This window comes from Klebsiella sp. GB_Kp047 (genome assembly GCF_040065235.1).
GTDB classification, from domain to species: Bacteria; Pseudomonadota; Gammaproteobacteria; order Enterobacterales; family Enterobacteriaceae; genus Klebsiella; species Klebsiella quasipneumoniae.
Window position 1 is genome coordinate 663,283 of the sequence record NZ_JBEAJG010000041.1, and the last position, 22,242, is coordinate 685,524.

The following is a 22,242-nucleotide window of genomic DNA, read 5'->3' on the forward strand; positions in this document are numbered from 1 at the left end:
GAATAATACTGTATGCATGTCCAGCAAAATACTACCATACAACACTTACCCGTAGCGCACTCGTATCCCCGTCACGCCTGCCCGTTTTGTGTCGTGTTTTTCATGCTCCTGCACGAGATATGAGAAAGCCCGCCAGAACTGGCGGGCCGGATACATTTCACCCTCAGTCCAGTATCCCTCGGTATCTTTGATACATAGAATTTGCAGTGAGTTGCTCATTTGTCTGTCCCTTCTAACGCCGCTGCTATCTCTTCGAAAAAGCCATCTCGGGTATGGCTGGTCATTGCTGGTAAAAATACGGACATCAGCCTGTTTGTGTTGCAGTTCTCATCGTCTGCGAACAGAGCGATTTTTTTATCCAAGCGCACCTTCGCTTCCTGCAACTGCTCGTTTTTCTTGTTAGTGCGCTGGATATAGTCGGCAATGATTTCTATAGCCTTGTTTGTGTATTTTTCGACGTGTTCAGTCATGTGAACCACCTATCGCCTCAATCGTTTCCAATAACAACCGGCGGCGCGTATTTTCTGCAAAGTGACGGCGCCCGGTTTCTTTGTGGTAAAACTCGTTTTTGCCGACGACCCACATCCGCTCTGTCTGGTGCAGTTTTTTTACCTTCGGACCGTCTTTGGTGATCACGGTGCCGGTATGGGTTTTTACGATTGTCATACGGCCTCCCCAAGCACCCAACGGAGTGCGCTCGCATACTCACCCTCGGCAGATTCCAGGGCTTTTGTGATTTCTTTGCGGGTTTTCAGGCGAGGCTTTGCATCACCGAGGACCTGACGTTGCCGACGGGCTTTTTCGTGGCCTTTGGTACCAGCTGTCGCCAGCTCGATTTCTGCCACTTTTTCCCGCTGCTCTTCAGGTGGGAGCACACCAAGCTGTCGCGCCTGGGTAATGGTGACTGTACCAGCCTCCACCGCTTCCCTGACGGCCTGAGTAGCATCGAGGAGGGAGAGCGTTGCTCGAACGGTCTGAACGCTGCAGCCAAACAACACCGCAATATCGTCCTCATCGAGCCCACGGTCGAGCGCGTCTGACATTTTTTTAGCCCGGCCAAGCGGCGTATCAGGTCGGCGAATTTCGTTTTCGCTGACCATGTATTTAGCCATCTGGTTTGCTGATCCGCGCTTAACGACCCCAGGAACAAGCAGTGGGTCTTTGCCTTCTTTCAGACGGAGTTTATTTGCCTCAAGGGTATGTTTAACGCGCTGACGGCCAACAACTACGCAGGTGAGCCCCGTTTCAGGGTCTTTCCAGACGATGATTGGCTCCAGTACCCCCAGCTCCGCAATGTTCAGTACCATCCCTTCCTCGATCGGCAGGTGTACACGCTCATCGTAAAGTGGGTGGGTCTTATCGGTGACCAGGTGCAGGTTTTCAGGCTCGAAATTGAGCACGTTTGTTTTGCCGCTGGCACCGTATACATCGATTGAATTCTTAGCCATGAATAGCCTCCTGAACATCTAAAACTCGCTGAAAAACAGGGCTGCCAAGCAGGCTGTAATTCATCCCAACAGCAACTTTCGGCACAAGGCCAAAACGCTTCATGTCAAAGTCGTTGACGGCCCGCTGATCGCGGAACAGCCCCAAACGACCATGCCGGACAACCTCGCCGGTCGCTTCTGCTTCGGAAAAATACCGCTGGACAGTAGCGCGGCTCAGCCCCATTTTTTTCATTGCCTCGGTGGTCGTGAGGCGCCCCTGATGCCTGGTGATCCGAATCACTGCGCGGACGTACTCTCTGCGCTCAACTGCTGACAATGCTCTAGCCATGATTCCGCCCTCTGCCTAAACCGAATTTCGCGCGGATTTCCGCAATTTTGTTTAAGCCCTGCTCGTTACTCAGCGGACGTCCGCCAAGCTTTGGGATCTGTTTAACCGGATCGGGAATCACTTCCCCGGCATTCAAGCGACGAACCATACGCAGCAGCTCATCCTGCGCCTTACGTCGCAACTCAGTGTCGCTGAGGCCGTTTGCGCGCATGTCTGCGTACAAGCCAGTAACCATCCAGTAGCAGGCTTTGTGTTTAAGCGTTAACGGTTCGATTTTGTGCTCAGGCCATGGGTACGACTCAGCGTCTGGATACTGGCCGCGAGTCCGGCAATACTGGTAAACCATTTCAACCAGCTCACTCGCATCTGGCAGGCCTACAGTTACCGCCTCCTCAGAACGACACCAGGCGACGAACTGTCCCGGTGATGGCATGAATGGTTTTTCCTGTTTGCGCGCAACCCGCATTCCTGCGTTAATCTGCTCAACCGTGGTGATCCCGTTCTCTTTGAACGCCAACAACCACTGGCGACGCATCTCGTTGAGGTCTTCCACTGATTTGTTGGCCAGCACCGGGAAGACGGCAAGCAGCTGGCGGAACAGCTCGTTGAAGATCTCTGCAGTCTTGGCCGCCTGGCGCTTTACTGCCTGCTCGTCCTGCATTTCCGGAAGCCCGGCAGCCACTCGCTGGAAGTTTTCACGGTCGAAGTTGTGCATGCTTTCTGCGATAGATTTCATTCGAGTACCCCGTCGATCCAGTCTGTGTTGTCCAGCGCACTGGCGCCTGATGAGTTTCTTGATGGACCATGGCTGCGCAGGCGTTTAGTTGTGAGCTGATCCCATTTCTTACGTAGTTTTGAGGGGCAAAGGATGTTTTCCTGCCAGAAACCGTCCTCATTTGCCCACTTGAACAGTTCGCAGATCTCATAGTGAGTGCGCTTGTCCTGCAGACGCATCAGGCGGATGGTGTTCGCCCATTCAACCCAGTTCGGCTCAGAGAGGGAGGCATTCACGGTCAGGGCTTTATCGAAAATCCATCGCGCGGCTTTGAGGTCGTCAGCTGTTCCCCAGGATTTACCCGCAGGGGTATAAATCCCATCGGCCGCTTCTGGATGACGAGAGAGAAACTTCAAGGTTTCCTCGTTTCGGGATTCTTTAGAATTCCGAGACGAAGAAGATCTTTTACTATTGTTCTTGTTCTTGTATTGGGTGTCTCCCGTTTCCGGGAAAGGTTTTCCCGTTTTCGGTAACACTTTTCCCGATTCCGGGAAGAGTTTTCCCGTTTTCGGCTTGTCTAAAATCCACTCAGATAGCTCAGTATTTATACCGACAATTTTCATCACTCCCTGCTTATGAGCGAAGATAATTTTCCGCTCCGCGAGAGATTTGATTGTGTCGGAAATATGCGACTCTCCGAGGTCTGTCAGCTCAGCAATCACCGTGTTTGTTACTCGGTCCTGCTTCTTGTTCCATCCATAGGTAAGCCAGATAACAGCCTCAAGACACTGCCACTCACGACCTGACATCCGCAGACGCGGCTTGAGCTTCTGTATCTCGTTTGCGATCTTGGTATACCCGTTAGCCAGGTCGGCCATTTGACCTCCCGAACGCTCGGTTTTAATCGGAAAATTGATAACTTCAGCGGTATTTGACATACTCACTCCGTGAACTAAGAGCCCTTTTTTCACACCCCGAAGACTGGCTGTGTTGGCGCACAACAGTCTTCACCCTTTCAGAACAACCCAGCCTGATCGCCGCCCTTTCGCACTTTCCGCTTTGCTTCCCGGCGTTCAGCTGCGCTGGTCTGCTTCTCAGCCCATAACTTTGCGTATCGCATAACATCGTCAAACATTCCCCCTTTGCGGCTTGCCTGTGACATCCGCTTGTACATATCGACCGCCTGGTATGCCCCCCCCTGAGCCACTGCTTGCGTGAAGCCCTGGCGAAGAAGTTCCTCGCGGACATTCTTTTCAATAAATTCGATGTGATTCATGGAACCTCGCTTACATCACGCCGAGCATTGAGCTCACGATCGTCATCAGCGCTCCTGTCTGCTCAGGCATTAGCCTGAAAAGCGACGCAATCCCCTCGCTCACTTCCTTCAGTTTCTGGTGCTCTGGCGCGTTCAGCATCACCGCCTGCTTTGCTTCAGCGCATTCCTTCATGGCCGAAGACAGGCGCGACAAAATATCGTCCTGAGGCATCAGACGATGTCGGAACTCCAGCGGAAGAACGGCCATGATTGCCGGGGTAAGAAGGCGAACGTACTCGCGATAGCGCTCAGATTCGGCCGGGTTGTCCAGGTAGCGAAAAAGCTTCTGTCGGGCACGGCTGATATCATCAGGGAACGCGATCTCCTCGCCGCCCTGCTGGCGCCACTCATCGATGATATGTGCCGACACAACATCCTGGCCCTCAGCTGCAGCCCAGGCGCGAACAGCAGAGCGAATAGCGTCGTGATCTGACTCTCTCAGCTGATTTCGCTTTATCAGAGCGCCGGTGTTGAATCCGGTATTTTGTTGAAAGGGAAGTGTTTGCATGTTCAGCCTTCCTGTTTCGGCAGGCCATCAGTTGGGTTTGGGTACGCCTCAGGATCAATTTCATGAGGCGTTACTTCCCAGTTAAGAAAACGGCATAGCGGGACGATGCGTTTTTGAGGCACTCCATTCTCGTAAATCCACTTACCAACAGCCTGACCGCTGATGCCAAAGTGCTTTCCGATACAGGCACGAGATGCTGCCTTACTGATTTTTTGTTGCGTCTCTTTGTTCATGTGCTCTCCTTGGTTTGATGGAGAGAAGCATACATGACGAAAGTTTATGTTTCAACAAACGAAAGAAATTGTTTTAGTGCTGAGTGAAACCTTAGGTTGTAAAATGCACTTATGAATGAGATCACTTACCCAGTTTTTGCCAAAAGAATTCAACAAGTCATGACTGAAAATGGCTGGAATAAATCCGATCTAGCCAAGAGGGTCATGCTCTCGCACACTGCTGTGCAAAATTGGGCTAAAGGGAAAAGTGTTGCGAGTGGTGAGAGGTTAAAGCGCCTTGCTGCAGCAACAGGAAAACCAGAGCACTGGTTCTTTCTTCCCTCAGATGAAACTGATGATGAGCCTGATCAGACGTTATCATCAAATCGTGACCTGGACGAAAAGGAGCTAATGATACTCTCGCTCTTTAACCAACTTCCTGAGTCCGAGAAGTTGCGTCTTATCCTTCACACCAAAGGTGTCCTGCACGATATCGAATTGCTTAAGAACGACGTTTACGACCTCATAAACAATCAAAAAAAATAGAAAACGTAACCCCGTCCAACCAATGGCACCTTTGCGGTGCCATTTTTTTTGCTCGAAAACGAAATAAATACTTTCATATTCACTTTACAACCGAAACTTTATGTTGCATCATTTATCACATCGACAACAAACGCATTGTTGTCAGGTGGTAAACGTTCCGCTGGCCGGCGACAAGGCAGAGGTTGAAATGAGTAAACAAGGCATCAGAGCCATGGTCATTTCGGCAGTAATTGGACTCTTCATCTGGATCGCGCTTATCAGCGCACTGAGGGAGTTATTTCTATGATTGATTTCGCACGCAAACCCGCTCGTCAGCAGGCTGTTCGTTTAAATCCGCTGTCAGCTTTCATCCGCCGGGTGTGCTACATGCTCGCGCAAAAAGGAGACCCTTCATGAGCACGATGTTTGCCTTGGTTCTCACCGTCAGCATGCTGACGGGCGGTAATCAGGATGTCCTGCTCGGCGTTTACGACACTGAGAATGACTGCAAGGCAGCTGCAGAAGACCAACACGTGAAAGCTGAATGTTATCCGCTGAAAGGTGTACTGGATGAGCATCCGGCCGGGTTTACGGTGCAAATGTAGGGGGGAGGAATGCAGAAGAAATGCGGTTACTGCCGTAAAGCAATCGAGGGAAAACCAGTGGTAAGCACCCTGTTGTATCTCCAGGGGAACCAGCTCGCACGGAAAGAAAAAGAGTATTGCTCAGAACGTTGCGCCTCTCACGACCAGATGGCTCACGAGGGCTAACGTAAACCCGCCGAAGCGGGCTGTACGTCCGGTGCCACCGACCAAAGTTACACCGGAAATTACCAAAACCAATGACCACCCTGAATGGGCGCTACCAATGGCCCGGGGGATTCTACATCCAAAATAGAGGCTATCACATGGAATATTTTTATCTGATAAAAGCGACTCAAAAATCGGGTAAAGCTGATGCCGTAATCTGGCGCACTAATAAATCAGAAGCTCGCGCCCTTCTGCAGCTGGACGTCGATCTGGAAGACGCAGGGATCGAAACAGGCCGCGGCAAAGACTATCAAAAACCAATTCGCACCGATTTCCCGGTATTCAACGACCTGCCGGCGGAGGGTGTTCTCGATTACTCATGGTGCGAACGCTACCAGCTCGGCGACGATGGCCGTACCTGGACTCTTAAGCCAGGACAGGCGTCTGCTGATGTTCATCACGGCGATGATGACGGAGTATCCGCTGAGCCCGTTAGTGGGATGCTGGCTGATGCCAATACTACTGGCGATGCGGCACAAGGTGAGACCGTGGAAACTTTCGGCAGCGATGAATACCAGGACGATTCAAGCGCGCTTTTTAACGTGGCAGAACTCCCCTTTCGCGCTCAGCTGCTGGCGCAGTATATGGCCGAAGAGAGTCACGTTTATCATATCAGCATGCCTCACCGGCAGGAGCTGTCAGTTCTGGAAATGGACACTGATAACGCAGCCGTCCAGGATCTGATTCTGGCCGCCGAGAATATCCCTGAAATCAAAAAATACGATATGCCGACGCTCTGGAAATTCACCAGCGCCAATAAAAAAGTCTTCCCGGAAGGGAAACGGCATGAGCTCGGCAAACGTATTCAGTTTGCAAAGCTGTGGTTCGCCACGAACGCGATCGACCGCGGCATTCTCACCAGGGAATGGGCTGCCGGTAACTGCATTTCTTCGATTTTGAAAACTGATGCAGGAACTAATGCTGGCGGCGGTAATAAAACCGATCGCAACCCTGACTACACCCATACCCTTGATACGCTCGATGTAGAAATAGCCCTGGCCACAATGCCAATGGATTTCGATATCTACAATTTCCCGGCATCAATTCACCGCCGGGCCAAAGAGATCGTTCAGAAGAAAGAAAGTCCGTTCAAGGAATGGTCGGCAGCGCTGCGCAAGGTTGCAGGCATCCTGGATTATTCCCGCGCCGCGATTTTTGCCCTTATTCGTGGCGCCACCAGCGACATTCATCATTTCCCGGTAAGTCTGCAGACCTATATCAATGCGAACCTGACCGAGCATAAGCATGACGCCCCTTCTGCTGAGACTCTTGAAAAAGCTGGTCATGTTTCATCTGCCGCCGTCACTCTGGACGCTGTGAAAAAGGCTATCGATGGAGATGAAGGTGTGCCTGACCTGGAAACTCTCCCAACTGACTTTCAGGTAATTGGCACCGAACTGGTGAAAGAAGCTCAAAAGAAACGCCCTGACGCTAATCAGGTTCTGGCCGCCGAACGTGGCGAATATGTCGAAGGCATCAGTGACCCCACGGATCCGAAGTGGATAACCGAAGACCTGACCAAACCCAAACAGCCTGAAGTTTCAAACATGGGCAATGGTGTTTTTTCGATTGATGGTCTGATGGATAGCCAGCCAGCACCAGCACTTTCTATCGTGGACCAGGCGCGCCAGCGCGCTGCAGAAGAAAAATTACATCCAGCTAATTCCGGGGAAACCACCAGCGATGTGCAGATGGAAACGGCTCAGCCGGTCGAAGACGAAAATGATAATGCGGTATCAGCAGGCGAAGGCGCTGATGAGCCTCCTGCGCAAACAATTGCCGTGAACATGAGCAAAATACTGGCTGAACGCTGCCCGGATCTTACCGCCGAAGTGCTGAAAAGCCAGGTTTCAGAGAGTGCTCATAGCGATGAAGAGGAAGAGGCTGAACAAGCAGCGCCAGCATGGCCGGAGTATTTCGAGCCTGGTCGATATGAAGGCGTGCCAAATGAGGTCTACCACGCCGCTAACGGCATCAGCTCCACGATGGTTAAAGATGCCCGGGTATCGCTGATGTATTTCGAGGCGCGCCACGTATCCAAAACCATCCAGAAGGTGCGCTCTCCTGTTCTGGATATGGGCAATCTGGTGCATGCACTGGCGCTGCAGCCTGATCAGCTGGAAAAAGAATTCAGTATCGAGCCGGAAATCCCGGAAGGTGCCTTCACCACGACGGCGACGATCCGCGCATTTATCGACGAATACAACAACGGGCTTCCGGTTTTACTCAGCGCAGATGACATCAAAAGATTCCTGGAGGAATACAACGCGAACCTGCCCGCCCAGGTTCCCTTGGGTACATCAGTTGAAGAAACCGGCCAGGGTTATATGTCTTTACCTGCTGAGTTCCAGCGCATTGAAGACGGTCAGAAGCAAACCGCCACCGCAATGAAGGCCTGCATCAAAGAATACAACGCCACCCTGCCCGCCCAGGTGAAAACCAGCGGTGGCCGCGATGCCTTACTGGAACAGCTGGCGCTTATTAATCCTGACATGGTTACTCAGGAAGCACAGAAGGCGCAGCCCCTGAAAGTCTCTGGCACAAAGGCCGATCTGATTCAGGCCGTGAAATCGGTAAAACCGGATGCCGTGTTTGCCGACGAGCTGCTGGATGCATGGCGCGAGAACCCGGAAGGAAAAGTGCTGGTTACCCGCCAGCAGCTGGCTACGGCACTGGCCATTCAGAAAGCACTGTTGAATCACCCGACCGCTGGCAAGTTGTTGACGCACCCGAGCCGTGCCGTCGAGGTGAGCTATTTCGGCATTGATGAGGAAACCGGGCTGGAAGTTCGCGTGCGCCCTGACCTTGAGATAGACATGGGCGGCCTGCGCATTGGTGCGGACCTGAAAACCATCAGTATGTGGAACATTAAGCAGGAAGGCCTGCGCGCGAAGCTGCACCGGGAAATCATCGAGCGCGATTACCACCTGAGCGCGGCTATGTACTGCGAAACCGCAGCCCTTGACCAGTTCTTCTGGATATTCGTCAACAAAGACGAGAACTACCACTGGATCGCCATCATCGAGGCATCCGAAGAAATGCTGGAACTCGGCATGCTGGAATATCGCAAAGCAATGCGTGCCATCGCGAACGGTTTCGACACTGGCGAATGGCCGGCGCCGATTACCGAAGACTACACCGAAGAACTTAACGATTTTGATATGCGCCGTCTCGAAGCGCTGCGCGTACAGGCATAAGGGGGAACAGTCATGGAAAACACTAACATTGTTACAGCCGAACAGCAGGCACCAAACACCATTTCAGCTAGCAACGCGATCTTTAACGTTCAGGCTCTCGGTCAGTTAACTGCTTTCGCAAACCTTATGGCTGATTCACAAGTGACAGTGCCAGCTCACCTTGCAGGTAAGCCAGCCGATTGCATGGCCATCGTTATGCAGGCTATGCAGTGGGGCATGAATCCCTATGCAGTCGCGCAAAAAACGCATCTGGTAAACGGCGTGCTCGGATATGAAGCCCAGCTCGTCAACGCGGTAATCGCCAGTTCCAGCGCTATTAACGGTCGATTTCATTATCGCTACGGCGGCAACTGGGAACGTTGCACAAGGACGCAGGAAATTACCAGGGAAAAACACGGTAAAAATGGGAAATACAGCGTTACAGAACGGGTGCGCGGCTGGACTGATGAAGACGAAATCGGGTTATTCGTCCAGGTCGGCGCGATTCTGCGCGGTGAATCAGAAATCACCTGGGGGGAGCCACTTTATCTCTCTGGAGTCGTCACACGTAATTCTCCTTTGTGGGTTTCTAACCCGAAACAGCAGATCGCTTATCTGGGCGTCAAATACTGGGCACGGCTGTATTGCCCGGAAGTCATCCTGGGTGTTTACAGCCCGGATGAAGTTGAACAAAGGACCGAGCGAGAAATAAACCCGGCGCCGGCGCAAAGAATGTCTGTCGCAGAGATCACCAGCGGAACAGACATCACCACCAGCGCGCAGGATTCAGCTCTCAATATTGATTCCCTGGCAGATGATTTCCGTGACCGCATTGAGCGCGCCGAATCGGTCGATGCAGCAAAAGCCATCAGGGCGGATCTGGATAAAGAGAAAGCTGTGTTGGGCACTGTTCTTTTCACCGAACTGAAAGGTAAAGCCGTGCAGCGTTATTTCATGGTAGACGCCCGAAACAAAGTTGAGGCCGCCATAAATTCACTCCCTAATCCGGGGGATCCGGAAGCAGAAGCATTATTCGCGAAGGCAGAAAGCACCTTGACCTCATCGCGCCGCCACCTCGGTGATGAACTGTATGACCAGTTCCGCATCACCCTGGACGACATGAAACCAGAATACGTGGGCTAAGGGAGGCGGGAGGGCTCGCCCTCCCGGTAACGATATGACGAAAATTACTGAACGCGGAATGATTTTTAACGCTGAGATGGTGCGGGCGCTGCTGAGCGGCAGGAAGACGCAGACCCGGCGAATCATCAAGCCGCAGCCAGAGGCAACATTAAGCGGAAGTTTATCCGGTAAGTGGTTAAGCAGACCTCTTAACGGACTGTTGTTGCCGAAAATTGAAGATATCGCAATCCATTGTCCGTTCGGTGTCGTCGGTGATCGCATCTGGGTGCGAGAGACGTTTCAGGGGCCACTGTTCGACTACGACCTAATGGATAGCTATTGCAAAGACCCCACTCCGTTTGAGAAGCCTGAATTCTGCGTTTACAAGGCTGATGGAGTGCCAGCGCCAGAGTTTTACGATGCAGATGATGAACTGCATTGCTGCTGGCGACCATCTATCCACATGCCGCGCTGGGCCAGCCGCATTCTTCTGGAAATCACCAACGTGCGGGTTGAACGACTGAAGAGCATCAGTGACGGCGATGCGATACGCGAAGGGTGCAGTACCGCCGACATGAAGAGTGGCGACTGTGTAGCTGATGTGTTCGCGCGCCTGTGGGCGTCAATCTACGGCGACGAATCCTGGAATTCCAATCCGTGGGTTTGGGTTATTGATTTCAAACGAATTGAGGAGCTGACAGCATGAGTCTTAAACATCGATTACCTGAGCTGGAAGCCAGCATCGACCCGGCAGCATTGCGCGCTGCCGCCGATGAATATTCGGATCTGCTTCTGACTTTGTGCTTGTGCATGAAGATGGCCGGCCCCACCCGGGCTAACGTGCGCGCCTGCGCCAGCGAGCTTAAAAAGCGCATGACAACTTGGCACAGCCATAAAGAGCTCAATGCAATTCTGTCCAGTTGGGATCCCGTTGGCTATGTTCTCGGCCTCCGCCGTGAAGCGAACGACAACGCGCGCGCAGCTGGCGATCCAGTTGATGTTTTTGTGTGAGGTGAATATGCGACTGATTAACCGAAGCAAGCAATCACCGCTGGGCCGCCAGGCTTGTGATGCCGCACTGGCAAAACATGTTGAGCTTTATGGCGCCTACGGGCGACAGAAAACGAAGAGAACTTATACGGTGGTGGTTCAAGGCTCAAAGATCACTGTAGAAGTTGTAAACAGAAAAAGTAGCTATGTGGCCACAGCCATGAGCTGCGCGCGCCGGCTACACCATCTGCCTGGACAATGTAACTAAGAGGTTTTTATGACTAATACATCTCATAAATCAGATGAAATTTTGATAACCGATGACGTTCTGTCCAGATACAAAATTTCGCGCAGCACACTCTATTTCTGGAGCACCCCATCCCGGATGCCCTCTTACTTTGCTCAGCCATTCCCGCAGCCTAAAATAAATGGCAGCCCTAAAAGGTGGAGACTTTCAGACCTGCTGGCCTGGGAAGATAACGTGGGGATCAAACCAGAGGCTGACCAACCAGCTTCTCAAGGTGATCCTGCCAAACAGCAAGCCAGTGACGCTGATCATCCAGATAATCATGCAGGTTATAACGTGCCATGACACCTGCCATATGATGGCCAAGCAGTTTTTCCACAACATGTGGCGGCGCACCTAATTCAGAAAGGCGTGTCGCCACTGTTCGCCTGAGGTCATGGAGAGACCAGGGTTTCATGCCTGTTTTAGCTATAATCTGAGCAGAAAACAGAGCGATGTTTGGTTGTAGTGGCGGTCTGTCATCTTCTGGCCCTCTGTAGCGTGACAGTGTCACAACGTGTTTTGAAACTGACGTTTCCTTCTCTGCTAACATCATTCTTACTACTGCCTCGGGAAGTGCCCTTCTGACCGATTTCCCGGTTTTATAATCGCTTGCCGGAATGGTCCACGTTTGCTCATGGAAATCGAACCACTCCCATCTTGCTGTCCTGATCTCTGTACTCCGGCAGCCAGTCATGATGAGAAACTTCATTATCAGCTGTTGTCTGTACTTCAATTCAGGAAGGATATTCCAAACTGTTTTGATTTCCTCATCACTCAATCTGCGATCTTTTACGGATGCTGTGAGACCTACGTCAGAGCGCCTAAGGCTCTCAATTGGGTTCACATTAATTACCCCTCGATTGGAGCAAAAACGGAACGTACGCTGCATCAGCCCAAGCATCTGACCAGTGACAACTCTTCGCCCCATGCCATCAAAAAGGTTAAGCCAGTGCGCTTTAGTGGTCTGATCAACAATCATGTTCCCCAGCACAGGCGCTATATGGTTATTGAAGTCCCGTCGGTTAACCTTGATTTTCACAAGACCTTCAGGGATGCAGTAATACTTTTCCCAGTAATCGAAAGCCTCTTTAACGGTGAGTGCTTCGACTTTTTTCTGTTTCTCCAGAACTGTTTGCCGTCTCGGATCGAGTCCTTCTGTCAACCAGGCCCTGAACTGCTGTCTACGTTCGCGAGCTTGAGATAAGGAGGTGGTGGGATAATCGCCAATCGTTAGCTGAGCGGCTTTCCCGTTCCATCTGTAGCGGTAAAAGAATGTTATACTGCCGGAAGTAGACAACCGGACATTCAGACCATGAGCGTCCGATATGACCTCGATCTGGTCTCTCTTTTTGCCAAGAGCTTTTCTTAACTTTGTGTCGGTAAGCAATGTGTACACTCCGGAAGACGATATACACATCAGTGTACACATTTTACTTAAATTGATAACCTTCAAATCAATGCAGAACACACAAAATTAAAGCACTCTATGCTGGCAAGGTGTTGGTATTAGCGGAATTTTTGAAAAGACTTAAAGCATGACTAACAAACTTAAAACGGATTCATATGCCCTACGATAGCGTTTATCTGGAAAAGCGTCCGCCCGGCGCGCTGCGCACCGTATGGCGTAAATTCTATGGCGACACCACGGCGATGATCGGCCTGTACGGCTGCGCGGGGCTGCTGCTGCTCTGCGTCTTCGGCGGCTGGTTCGCCCCCTACGGCATCGACCAGCAGTTCCTCGGCTACCAGCTGCTGCCGCCATCGTGGTCGCGCTATGGCGAAGTCTCTTTCTTCCTCGGGACCGATGACCTGGGGCGCGATGTGCTCAGCCGGCTACTGAGCGGCGCGGCGCCGACCGTCGGCGGCGCTTTTGTCGTCACCCTCGGCGCCACGCTGTTTGGCCTGGTGCTGGGCGTCATTGCCGGATCGACCCACGGCCTGCGCTCGGCGGTGATGAACCATATCCTCGATACCCTGCTCTCCATCCCCTCGCTACTGCTGGCCATCATCGTCGTCGCCTTTGCCGGGCCGCACCTCAGCCATGCGATGTTTGCCGTCTGGCTGGCGCTGCTGCCGCGGATGGTGCGTTCCGTCTACAGCATGGTCCACGATGAGCTGGAGAAAGAGTACATCATCGCCGCCCGCCTCGACGGGGCGTCGACGCTGAATATTCTGTTGTTCGCCATTCTGCCCAATATCGCCTCCGTCCTGGTGACCGAGATCACCCGCGCCCTGTCGATGGCTATTCTGGATATCGCCGCGCTGGGCTTTCTTGACCTCGGCGCTCAGCTGCCTTCGCCGGAATGGGGAGCGATGCTGGGCGATGCGCTGGAGCTTATCTATGTTGCGCCGTGGACCGTGATGCTGCCCGGGGCCGCGATTATGCTCAGCGTACTGCTGGTCAACCTGCTGGGCGACGGTATTCGCCGGGCGATCATTGCCGGGGTAGAATAATGCCGTTACTCGATATTCGTCACTTAACCATCGAATTTAAAACCAACGAAGGCTGGGTGAAAGCCGTCGATCGCGTCAGCCTGACCCTGACCGAAGGCGAAATCCGTGGCCTGGTCGGGGAATCCGGCTCCGGGAAGAGCCTGATCGCCAAAGCTATCTGCGGCGTGACAAAGGACAACTGGCGGGTCACGGCCGACCGCATGCGCTTCGACGACATCGACCTGCTGCGGCTGTCGAACCGCGAACGCCGAAAACTGATCGGCCACAACGTGTCGATGATATTCCAGGAGCCGCAGTCGTGCCTCGATCCCTCTGAGCGCATCGGCCAGCAGCTGATCCAGAGTATCCCCGGCTGGACCTACAAAGGGCGCTGGTGGCAGCGGCTGGGCTGGCGCAAGCGTCGGGCCATCGAGCTGTTGCACCGCGTCGGGATTAAAGATCACAAAGACGCCATGCGCAGCTTCCCCTATCAGCTGACCGAGGGCGAGTGCCAGAAGGTGATGATTGCCATCGCCCTGGCCAACCAGCCGCGCCTGCTGATCGCCGATGAACCGACCAACGCCATGGAGCCAACGACTCAGGCGCAGATTATCCGCCTGCTGACGCGGCTCAACCAGAACAACAACACCACCATTTTGCTGATCAGCCACGACCTGCAGATGCTCAGCAAATGGGCGGATAAAATCAACGTCATGTACTGCGGGCAGACGGTGGAGAGCGGGCCCAGCGAAGAGCTGATCACCCTGCCGCATCACCCCTACACCCAGGCGTTAATCCGCGCGATCCCGGATTTTGGCAGCGCCATGCCGCATAAAAGCCGCCTCAACACCCTGCCGGGGGCGATCCCGCTGCTGGAGCAGCTGCCCATCGGCTGCCGGCTGGGGCCCCGCTGCCCGTACGCCCAGCGCGAGTGTATTGAAACGCCGCGTCTTACCGGGGTGCGCAATCACCTGTACGCCTGTCATTTCCCGCTGAACATGGAGAAAGAGTGAAATGGTCGAAACATTGCTGGAAGTGCGCCAACTCAGTAAGACCTTTCGCTACCGCACCGGCTGGTTTCACCGCCAGACGGTGGAGGCGGTTAAGCCGCTGAGTTTTACCCTGCGCGAACGGCAGACGCTGGCGATTATCGGCGAGAATGGCTCCGGAAAATCCACCCTCGCGAAGATGCTGGCGGGCATGGTGGAGCCCACCAGCGGCGAGGTGCTGATCGACGACCATCCGTTGACCTTCGGGGATTACTCCTACCGCAGCCAGAAAATTCGCATGATCTTTCAGGATCCGTCGACGTCGCTAAACCCGCGCCAGCGCATCTCGCAGATCCTCGATTTTCCGCTGCGGCTGAATACCGATCTCGACGCCGAAGCGCGACAGAAGCAGATCATCGACACCCTGCGCATGGTCGGCCTGCTGCCGGACCACGTCAGCTACTATCCCCATATGCTGGCCCCGGGTCAGAAGCAGCGTCTTGGCCTCGCCCGGGCGCTGATCCTGCGCCCGAAGGTCATCGTCTGCGATGAGGCGCTGGCCTCGCTGGATATGTCGATGCGCTCCCAGCTCATCAACCTGATGCTGGAGCTGCAGGAGAAACAGGGCATCTCCTACATCTATGTCACCCAGCATCTGGGCATGATGAAGCACATCAGCGATCAGGTGCTGGTGATGCATAACGGGGAAGTGGTTGAGCGCGGCAGCACCGCCGATGTGCTGGCCTCACCGCTGCACGACCTGACCCGACGTCTGATTGCCGGCCACTTTGGTGAGGCTCTCACCGCCGACGCCTGGCGCAAAGACGGCAAATAGCGTCGTCTCATTCACCTCGCCCGCTGACCTCACGCCGGCGCGTGGCCAGCGGTTCGCTTAAGGATGGCCACCGCGCTGGCAATGTCCGGCGCCAGCCAACGATCGTCCTCCCAGCCAGGCACGCTTTCGCGCAGCAGGTCTCGCGCCCGGCGCGTGCCCGCGGCCAGCTTCTGCGGCTCGTGAAAATCGAGCCCCTGGGCAGCGAGTAAATATTCGATGCCGAGGATCTGATAGAGGTTGCCCAGCAGGCGCTGCAGTTTCAGCGCAGCGCTGGTGCCCAGACTTAAATGATCCTCCTGCAACGCCGAGGTAACAAAATTATCCAGCACCGCTGGCTGCGCCAGCTGCTTGTTTTCCGCGCACAACGACGCGGCGACGTACTGGGCAATCATCATCCCTGAATTCACGCCCGGTCGGGCGACCAGGAACGCCGGCAGCCCGCTCACCAGAGGATTCACCAGCCGGTCAAGGCGTCGTTCAGCGATAGCGCCCAGCTCTGCCATGGCAATGGCCAGCAAATCGCAGGCCATTGCCACTGATTCGCCGTGCGGATGCGCCTGGGAGACCACCCGCCACTGCTCAACGGTCCCCAGGATCAGCGGATTATCGGTACAGGCGTTGAGTTCGATATTTATCTGCGTCTGCGCGTGGCTAAACTGATCCCGGCAAGCGCCATGCACCTGAGGCATCGAGCGAAGGCTTAGCGCATCCTGGGTGCGAAGTCCTTGACTTTCGGCCAGCAGAGGGCTGTCCGCCAGCAGCTCACGCAGCCGCTGGCCGCTGGTCTGGATACCGGGGCTGGCTTTCAGCGCCAGGATCTCGGCATCGAATGCCACAAGCTGGCCGCGCAGCGCTTCAAAGCTCATCGCGCCGGTTACATCGGCCCAGTCCATTAAGCGCTCGGCGTCGTCTAACGCCAGACAGGCCAGACCGGTCATGCACGGCGTACCGTTGACCAGACTCAGCCCCTCTTTCGCTCCCGGCGCGATGGGCTGCAGATTCAGCTGCGACAGGACCTCTGCCGCAGGCCACGTTCGCCCCTGCCACAGCACATCGCCAACCCCCATCAGGGCCAGGCCAATATGCGCCATATGCGTTAAATAGCCAACTGACCCCTGGGAGGGCACCTGAGGGGTGACGCCATGCTGCAAAAACGCCAACAGCTGCTGCACTATCCCGGCGGAGATCCCGGATTTACCGTGGCTGAAATTGGCCACCGCGGCGCACATAATTGCCCGGGTTGGGGCGACCGCCAGCAACGGTCCCACCCCGCAGGCATGGCTGAGCAACGTATTGCGCGACAGCTGGTGCAGCTGTGCTTCCGGCAGCGTAATATTGCACAGCGCCCCCAGCCCGGTATTGATCCCATAGGCTACCTGGCCGGCTTTAACGATATGCTGGACGATCGCCCGTCCTTGCGCGATACGCGCCCAGGCGCTGTCGCTGAGGCTCAAGGTCGCCTCGCCCCGGGCGACGCAAGCCACCTCCTGCCAGCGTATCGGCGCATCGCCCCACTGGATCATTTTCATACGACCTGTCCTGGCTGTTGATGGCTGGAGATAAATTGCTTAAAGCGCGCGGATCCCTTGCTGCCAAACAGCGCCTCAGGCGCGCCGTCGCAGTCAATCGTCCCCTGGTGCATAAAGACCACCCGGTTGGAGACATGGCGGGCGAATCCCAGCTCGTGGGTGACCACCAGCATCGTCCGTCCCTCCTCCGCCAGGCTGCGCATCACCTTTAGCACCTCGCCGACCAGTTCAGGATCCAGCGCTGAGGTGGGTTCATCAAAGAGCATGACGTCCGGCTCCATCGCCAGCGCGCGGGCTATCGCCACGCGCTGCTGCTGGCCGCCGGAGAGCTGCGCCGGATAAAAATCCTTTCGGTTCAACATCCCCACCCGCTCCAGCAGCTGCTCGGCCTGTTCAATGCAGGTCCGTTTATCGCGTTTGAGCACATAATGCGGCCCCTCAATGACATTCTGCAGAACCGTCATATGCGACCACAGGTTAAAACTTTGGAAGACCATCCCCAGCCGCGAGCGCAGGCGTTCTATCTGCCGGGGATTCGCCGCCAGCCGATGCCCGCGAGCGTGGTGTTTCATTTCAATCGTCTCCCCGCCGACGCTGACCACTCCGGCATCGGGCGTTTCCAGCAGGTTAATGCAGCGCAGCAGCGTACTTTTACCGGAACCGCTGGCGCCAAGGATCGAAATAACATCGCCCTGCTGCGCCTGGATGGTGATCCCCTTCAGGACATCCAGGGAGCCAAAGGACTTATGAATATCGCTGACCGATAAGGTCACCGGACGTGAATCGAGCATCTTACTCTCCTTTGGTTATCGGCTTGAGCGACACGGTCGCAGGATTTGGCCTGGTATGCGGGGTTAAACGCCGTTCAAGCAGGGCGTACAATTGCACAATGATGAAATTGAGCAGCAGGTAGATGGCCGCCGCGCAGAGAAATACCTCCATCGTCCGGTAGGTACGCTGAATAATCTGTTGGGCCACCCCCGTGACGTCCCAGACGGTCACCAGGCTTGCCAGCGCCGTCGACTTGACCAACAAAATGGCCTCCGTGGAGTAGGCTGGCAGCGCATAGCGCAGCATCACCGGGGCAATGATCCGCCGCAGCAGCAGCCAGCGCGACATACCGCAAGCCTGGCCGGCTTCAATCTGGCCCGGCGGTATCGCCAGCAACCCGCCGCGCAGAATTTCCGCGGTATAGGCCGCCGTACAGAGCGCCAGCGCCAGAACGGCGCAGATGAAGGGTTCACGCAGCAGCGGCCACAGGAAACTGTGGCGGATCACCCCAAACTGACCCAGCCCGTAATAAATGAGAAACAACTGGATCAGCAATGGCGAGCCGCGAAAGATCAGGATATAGCCTTTGGCGAAGCCGCTTGCCAGCGGCCAGCGGCTCATTCGCAGCGCCAGAACGCCAAGGGCCAGCACGCCGCCAAGCATAAAAGAGCAGATAAAGAGCCCCAGCGTCACCGGCAGCGCCGCGCCGAGCTTCAACAACGTCTCACCGAGGAAGGCAAAATCGATAATCATACGGGCTCCTTACGCCTGCGCGGCGCTGCGACGCAGCCAGGCGCGGTTCAGATGGCTCTCCGCCCGGGTAAACGCGCGGTTAGAGAGCAGCGTCAGGATCAAATAGCAACCGCCGCCGATGAGATAGAACAGGAAATAATCGCGGGTAGAGCCAGCGGCAATCTGGCTGGCGCGCATCAATTCAACCATCCCGGTCACTGATACCAGCGCCGAATCTTTGAGGCTCATCTGCCAGACGTTGGACAACCCCGGCAGCGAATAACGGACAATCTGCGGCAGCAGGATGCGCTGCAGGATCCGCCAGCGCGGCATGCCAATGGCGGTAGCTGCCTCCACTTCACCGGGCATCAACGCCAGGCGAGCAGCACGGTAGACTTCCGCCTGATACGAGGAGGAGATCAAACCAATCGCCAGGGCGCCAATCAGAAATGGCGGCACCTCAATAAAGCCGTCTGCGCCAAACAGGCGACCCAGCCATGAAATCATCCCTGAGCCGCCAAAATAGAACAGATAGATCACCAGTAATTCAGGGATACCGCGGAATACCACCGACCAGGCGGCGCCGAACCAGCGCGCTGGCGCGTGCCGGGACAATTTCGCGGCGGCGATGACGCCGCCTACGCCCGCACCGACGGCCAGCGCTGCAAGCGACAGCAGCAACGTGGTCAGCGTTGCGCTGAGGATCAGCGTCCCCCACCCGTTTTCACCCAAACTCAGAAGATTTAACATGGTTGCCTCGCTCAGGGAGTCACGTCGCTTTTAAACCATTTCTCACTCAGTTTTTTTACCGTCCCATCGGCCAGCGCCGCCTGAATGGCGCTATCCAGTTTCGCTTTGAGATCGGTATCGGTAAGGCGCACACCCATCGCCTCACCGCCTCCCCAGATTGAGCCGCTCATCAGCGGACCGCTCAATGCCAGATTGCTATTCTCCGGACGCGACAGGGTGGTGTTGGCAAAGGTAATATCATCAAACACCGCATCGATGCGCTCAGCCTGCAGGTCGAGGATCGCATCCGCTGAGTTGTTATATTCCCGGACGTCAGCGATATCCTTGAAATACTTATCAATAAACGGGGTGTAGACGGTGCCGGAAGCGATGCCGATGGTTTTCCCTTTCAACGCCGCGCGCAGAGGCGCAATCGCCGCCTGAATCTCTTTCTCATCATCATGAAGTTTGACCGCCGGGGACGGCGGTAGCAGCGACCCTTTTACCGCAATGAAAGAGGCCGGCGTGGCAGCGTATGCCTGGGTAAACGCCACTACTTTCGAACGCTCTGGGGTGACGACGATAGCATCCATGATCACGTCATATTTTCCGGCGTTAAGTCCGGCAATCATGCCATCCCAGTTCTGCACCACCAGTTTGCATTCGATCTGCATTCGCTGGCATAAATTCGCCATTAGCTCGGGCTCGAAGCCGCTGAGTTTCCCTCCGGGAAGCGTCAGATTCCAGGGCTCATAGCCGCCTTCCGTAGCGATGGTGATCGATTTCCACTCTTTAGCGTATGTTGAGCCACCAGACAGCAGTAGCCCCGAAAACAGGGTGACCAGGCAGGCCTGGCGGAAAGTAATACGCTGTTGCATTTTCATTCTCCCGATCGCGTTTTGTCATGATGGCTCTGGTCACGGCGATAAGATAATTCGCAGATGACTGCTCATGTATATACAAGCATTGACAAACCCGCACACGCGCTCAATGATGGATTTGTGAGCCCTGTTGTAAATAATTTGTAAGCACATTGAGACAAGCGTGTAACAAATACTATCCACTCCAGATTTCCGCCGAGCAAACTATGATCACGTATTTTGATTACGCTACTTTACCCGTCACGCCGTGGAAGAACGGTGCCGGCGCCACGCGCGAAATTATCGCCGTTCCTTCCGTAGATGCCCCTTTTCTCTGGCGCGCGAGCATTGCCACCCTGCAGGCCGATGGCCCTTTCTCCCCCTTCCCCGGGGTCGACCGGACGATCGTCTTGCTGGCGGGGCGACCGCTACGGCTGCGCGGGGAGGAGATCGACCATCCGCTGGCGCTCTGGCAGCCGTGGGCATTCCCCGGCGAATGGGAGCTGTCCAGCGTCGGGATCGTTGAGCCTGGACTGGACTTCAATGTCATGACCCAGCGGGGTCGAGCCTCAGCGAAGGTTGAAGTGGTGAGCGACCGGCAGCGAGCGGCCACCGAAGGCGTCGCTTATGTGCTGCAGGGGGAGTGGGATCTGGCCGGGCGGCGCTGCGCCGCCGGCAGCGGTCTCTGCTGGCGCGGCAACGCCCCGGGCGAGCTGCGGCCTCTCGGTGCCGATGGGCGCCTCCTGCTGGCAACGATTGCGCTCAAATAATCAGCTGAGAAAAGGGTATACTTGAGCCATCACGATCGGCTTTTGCCCCGCGCGGCGCGGGCCGGCTGAAAAATATCGTGACACAAGGGGTCGTCAGTGGGATATAATTCCTGGCTAAATTTGAGTTATTTTGAAATAACAATGTTAACGTTATGATTGTTAAAGTAAAAATAAGCAATAACGATAAGGATTAAAGCTATGGGTTTTCTTTCCGGTAAGCGCATTTTGATCACTGGCGTCGCCAGCAAACTGTCCATCGCCTACGGTATTGCGCAGGCAATGCACCGCGAAGGCGCGGAACTGGCATTCACCTATCAGAATGAAAAACTGAAAGGTCGCGTTGAAGAGTTTGCTGCCGCGCTGGGTTCTAACATTGTGCTGCCGTGCGACGTTGCTGAAGACGAGAGCATCACCGCGCTGTTCACCGAGCTGGAAAAAGTCTGGCCAAAATTCGATGGTTTCGTCCACTCTATCGGTTATGCCCCGGCTGACCAGTTAGACGGCGACTACGTCAACGCGGTCACCCGCGAAGGTTTCAAAATCGCGCACGACATCAGCGCCTACAGCTTCGTGGCGATGGCCAAAGCCTGCCGCACAATGCTGAACCCGGGCTCTGCTCTGCTGACGCTCTCCTACCTGGGCGCCGAGCGCGCGATCCCGAACTACAACGTCATGGGTCTGGCGAAAGCCTCTCTGGAAGCTAACGTGCGCTATATGGCGAACGCGATGGGTCCGGAAGGCGTTCGCGTCAACGCTATCTCCGCCGGTCCGATCCGTACCCTGGCCGCGTCCGGTATCAAAGATTTCCGTAAAATGCTGGCGCACTGCGAAGCGGTCACCCCGATCCGTCGCACCGTCACCATTGAAGACGTGGGTAACAGCGCAGCCTTCCTGTGCTCCAACCTGTCTGCGGGTATCTCCGGTGAAGTCGTTCACGTTGATGGCGGGTTCAGCATCGCCGCCATGAACGAGCTGGAACTGAAATAAGTTCCTTACCCTCCTCGCCCCGGTGAGGAGGGCTCTCCCTTCCCAGGCCTTGTGCCCCCCCTGTTATTCCAATCGGCTATTTGTTAGCACGTATCAATATTTTCTCCTGCTTCCGGGTTACGCCAGGATAGTTCTGCATAAACGATCCGCGGAACGGCGGTTCGCCACAT

Annotated in this window: 28 protein-coding genes and 1 pseudogene; 13 read left to right on the forward strand and 16 right to left on the reverse strand. The window is 55.1% G+C overall.

Translation table 11 applies throughout. The features are described from left to right. Positions 1–45: 45 nt before the first annotated feature. The 10 genes from ABLV76_RS23815 to ABLV76_RS23860 form a co-directional block, all read right to left on the reverse strand. The gene (locus ABLV76_RS23815; protein ID WP_004216516.1) at positions 46–219 is read right to left on the reverse strand and encodes a hypothetical protein; all 174 of its coding nucleotides are present in this window, start codon (positions 217–219) and stop codon (positions 46–48) included. Next, complete coding sequence (locus ABLV76_RS23820; RefSeq protein WP_004216517.1) at positions 216–470, reverse strand: hypothetical protein; 255 nt, start codon at positions 468–470, stop codon at positions 216–218. Before ABLV76_RS23820 ends, ABLV76_RS23815 begins: the two co-directional genes overlap by 4 nt. Continuing rightward, a complete protein-coding gene (locus tag ABLV76_RS23825; RefSeq protein WP_020804603.1) occupies positions 463–666 on the reverse strand; it encodes a hypothetical protein in 204 nt (67 codons plus the stop codon). Before ABLV76_RS23825 ends, ABLV76_RS23820 begins: the two co-directional genes overlap by 8 nt. After that, the gene (locus ABLV76_RS23830) at positions 663–1,448 is read right to left on the reverse strand and encodes a ParB/RepB/Spo0J family partition protein (protein ID WP_023325160.1); all 786 of its coding nucleotides are present in this window, start codon (positions 1,446–1,448) and stop codon (positions 663–665) included. The genes ABLV76_RS23825 and ABLV76_RS23830 overlap by 4 nt, the downstream gene beginning before the upstream one ends. Continuing rightward, positions 1,441–1,776: a DUF977 family protein gene (locus ABLV76_RS23835; protein ID WP_023325159.1), complete on the reverse strand. Its 336-nt coding sequence runs from the start codon at positions 1,774–1,776 to the stop codon at positions 1,441–1,443. The genes ABLV76_RS23830 and ABLV76_RS23835 overlap by 8 nt, the downstream gene beginning before the upstream one ends. After that, positions 1,769–2,512 carry a replication protein P gene (locus ABLV76_RS23840; protein ID WP_004215885.1) on the reverse strand — a complete coding sequence of 248 codons (744 nt, stop codon included), beginning with the start codon at positions 2,510–2,512 and terminating at the stop codon, positions 1,769–1,771. Before ABLV76_RS23840 ends, ABLV76_RS23835 begins: the two co-directional genes overlap by 8 nt. Continuing rightward, positions 2,509–3,429: a replication protein gene (locus ABLV76_RS23845; protein ID WP_004215886.1), complete on the reverse strand. Its 921-nt coding sequence runs from the start codon at positions 3,427–3,429 to the stop codon at positions 2,509–2,511. The genes ABLV76_RS23840 and ABLV76_RS23845 overlap by 4 nt, the downstream gene beginning before the upstream one ends. A 77-nt stretch (positions 3,430–3,506) precedes the next feature. Next, positions 3,507–3,767: a hypothetical protein gene (locus ABLV76_RS23850; protein ID WP_048230994.1), complete on the reverse strand. Its 261-nt coding sequence runs from the start codon at positions 3,765–3,767 to the stop codon at positions 3,507–3,509. A 10-nt stretch (positions 3,768–3,777) separates the two neighbouring features. After that, a complete protein-coding gene (locus tag ABLV76_RS23855; RefSeq protein ID WP_023325158.1) occupies positions 3,778–4,314 on the reverse strand; it encodes a toxin YdaT domain-containing protein in 537 nt (178 codons plus the stop codon). A gap of 2 nt (positions 4,315–4,316) precedes the next feature. Beyond that, entirely contained in the window at positions 4,317–4,547 is a 231-nt protein-coding gene (locus ABLV76_RS23860; RefSeq protein ID WP_023341332.1) for a helix-turn-helix domain-containing protein, read from the reverse strand. A 111-nt stretch (positions 4,548–4,658) separates the two neighbouring features. Between ABLV76_RS23860 and ABLV76_RS23865 the strand changes: the two genes are divergently transcribed. The 8 genes and pseudogenes from ABLV76_RS23865 to ABLV76_RS23900 all read left to right on the forward strand — a co-directional run bounded on the left by ABLV76_RS23865 (position 4,659) and on the right by ABLV76_RS23900 (position 11,416). Beyond that, the gene (locus ABLV76_RS23865; RefSeq protein ID WP_032433985.1) at positions 4,659–5,072 is read left to right on the forward strand and encodes a helix-turn-helix domain-containing protein; all 414 of its coding nucleotides are present in this window, start codon (positions 4,659–4,661) and stop codon (positions 5,070–5,072) included. Between the two features lie 392 nt (positions 5,073–5,464). Further along, complete coding sequence (locus tag ABLV76_RS23870) at positions 5,465–5,656, forward strand: YebW family protein (protein WP_004892542.1); 192 nt, start codon at positions 5,465–5,467, stop codon at positions 5,654–5,656. 9 nt (positions 5,657–5,665) lie between these two features. After that, positions 5,666–5,821, forward strand: a complete 156-nt coding sequence (locus ABLV76_RS23875) for a YdaE family protein (RefSeq protein ID WP_023282477.1) — start codon at positions 5,666–5,668, stop codon at positions 5,819–5,821. 137 nt (positions 5,822–5,958) lie between these two features. Next, on the forward strand, positions 5,959–9,057 hold the full coding sequence (locus ABLV76_RS23880; protein WP_096913329.1) for a RecE family exodeoxyribonuclease: 3,099 nt from the start codon (positions 5,959–5,961) through the stop codon (positions 9,055–9,057). Beyond that, positions 9,020–10,179: pseudogene (locus ABLV76_RS23885) on the forward strand (RecT family recombinase). Before ABLV76_RS23880 ends, ABLV76_RS23885 begins: the two are co-directional and overlap by 38 nt. Positions 10,180–10,213: 34 nt before the next feature. Continuing rightward, positions 10,214–10,864: a morphogenetic protein gene (locus ABLV76_RS23890; protein WP_110549825.1), complete on the forward strand. Its 651-nt coding sequence runs from the start codon at positions 10,214–10,216 to the stop codon at positions 10,862–10,864. Beyond that, a complete protein-coding gene (locus tag ABLV76_RS23895; protein WP_040221864.1) occupies positions 10,861–11,169 on the forward strand; it encodes a hypothetical protein in 309 nt (102 codons plus the stop codon). The genes ABLV76_RS23890 and ABLV76_RS23895 overlap by 4 nt, the downstream gene beginning before the upstream one ends. A gap of 7 nt (positions 11,170–11,176) precedes the next feature. After that, positions 11,177–11,416: a DUF4060 family protein gene (locus ABLV76_RS23900; RefSeq protein ID WP_004892750.1), complete on the forward strand. Its 240-nt coding sequence runs from the start codon at positions 11,177–11,179 to the stop codon at positions 11,414–11,416. Positions 11,417–11,636: 220 nt separating this feature from the next. Here the strand turns inward: ABLV76_RS23900 and ABLV76_RS23905 are convergent, their stop codons facing one another. Then, the gene (locus ABLV76_RS23905) at positions 11,637–12,854 is read right to left on the reverse strand and encodes a site-specific integrase (protein ID WP_080935364.1); all 1,218 of its coding nucleotides are present in this window, start codon (positions 12,852–12,854) and stop codon (positions 11,637–11,639) included. 146 nt (positions 12,855–13,000) lie between these two features. Between ABLV76_RS23905 and sapC the strand changes: the two genes are divergently transcribed. From sapC to sapF, 3 genes are read left to right on the forward strand one after another with little or no spacing between them, the layout of a single operon-like run. Next, positions 13,001–13,891 (forward strand): putrescine export ABC transporter permease SapC, encoded by an 891-nt coding sequence (sapC, locus tag ABLV76_RS23910; protein WP_348878514.1) that lies wholly within the window; start codon positions 13,001–13,003, stop codon positions 13,889–13,891. After that, positions 13,891–14,883 carry a putrescine export ABC transporter ATP-binding protein SapD gene (sapD, locus tag ABLV76_RS23915; protein WP_004203899.1) on the forward strand — a complete coding sequence of 331 codons (993 nt, stop codon included), beginning with the start codon at positions 13,891–13,893 and terminating at the stop codon, positions 14,881–14,883. Before sapC ends, sapD begins: the two co-directional genes overlap by 1 nt. A 1-nt stretch (position 14,884) precedes the next feature. Then, complete coding sequence (sapF, locus tag ABLV76_RS23920; protein ID WP_004203898.1) at positions 14,885–15,694, forward strand: putrescine export ABC transporter ATP-binding protein SapF; 810 nt, start codon at positions 14,885–14,887, stop codon at positions 15,692–15,694. A gap of 29 nt (positions 15,695–15,723) precedes the next feature. Here the strand turns inward: sapF and hutH are convergent, their stop codons facing one another. The 5 genes from hutH to ABLV76_RS23945 are packed head-to-tail and all read right to left on the reverse strand — an operon-like array spanning position 15,724 to position 20,333. Beyond that, positions 15,724–17,223, reverse strand: coding sequence for a histidine ammonia-lyase (hutH, locus tag ABLV76_RS23925; protein WP_080846584.1), 1,500 nt, complete (start codon positions 17,221–17,223; stop codon positions 15,724–15,726). After that, positions 17,220–18,014: an ATP-binding cassette domain-containing protein gene (locus ABLV76_RS23930; protein ID WP_060657071.1), complete on the reverse strand. Its 795-nt coding sequence runs from the start codon at positions 18,012–18,014 to the stop codon at positions 17,220–17,222. Before ABLV76_RS23930 ends, hutH begins: the two co-directional genes overlap by 4 nt. A gap of 1 nt (position 18,015) precedes the next feature. Continuing rightward, positions 18,016–18,747, reverse strand: a complete 732-nt coding sequence (locus ABLV76_RS23935; protein ID WP_004203893.1) for an ABC transporter permease subunit — start codon at positions 18,745–18,747, stop codon at positions 18,016–18,018. A gap of 9 nt (positions 18,748–18,756) precedes the next feature. Next, positions 18,757–19,476: an ABC transporter permease subunit gene (locus tag ABLV76_RS23940; RefSeq protein WP_004203892.1), complete on the reverse strand. Its 720-nt coding sequence runs from the start codon at positions 19,474–19,476 to the stop codon at positions 18,757–18,759. 11 nt (positions 19,477–19,487) lie between these two features. After that, entirely contained in the window at positions 19,488–20,333 is an 846-nt protein-coding gene (locus ABLV76_RS23945; RefSeq protein WP_348878515.1) for a transporter substrate-binding domain-containing protein, read from the reverse strand. A gap of 209 nt (positions 20,334–20,542) precedes the next feature. Between ABLV76_RS23945 and ABLV76_RS23950 the strand changes: the two genes are divergently transcribed. Beyond that, positions 20,543–21,085 carry a HutD family protein gene (locus tag ABLV76_RS23950; protein ID WP_062913813.1) on the forward strand — a complete coding sequence of 181 codons (543 nt, stop codon included), beginning with the start codon at positions 20,543–20,545 and terminating at the stop codon, positions 21,083–21,085. Between the two features lie 198 nt (positions 21,086–21,283). After that, positions 21,284–22,072 (forward strand): enoyl-ACP reductase FabI, encoded by a 789-nt coding sequence (fabI, locus tag ABLV76_RS23955; RefSeq protein ID WP_064189265.1) that lies wholly within the window; start codon positions 21,284–21,286, stop codon positions 22,070–22,072. Positions 22,073–22,242 lie beyond the last annotated feature (170 nt).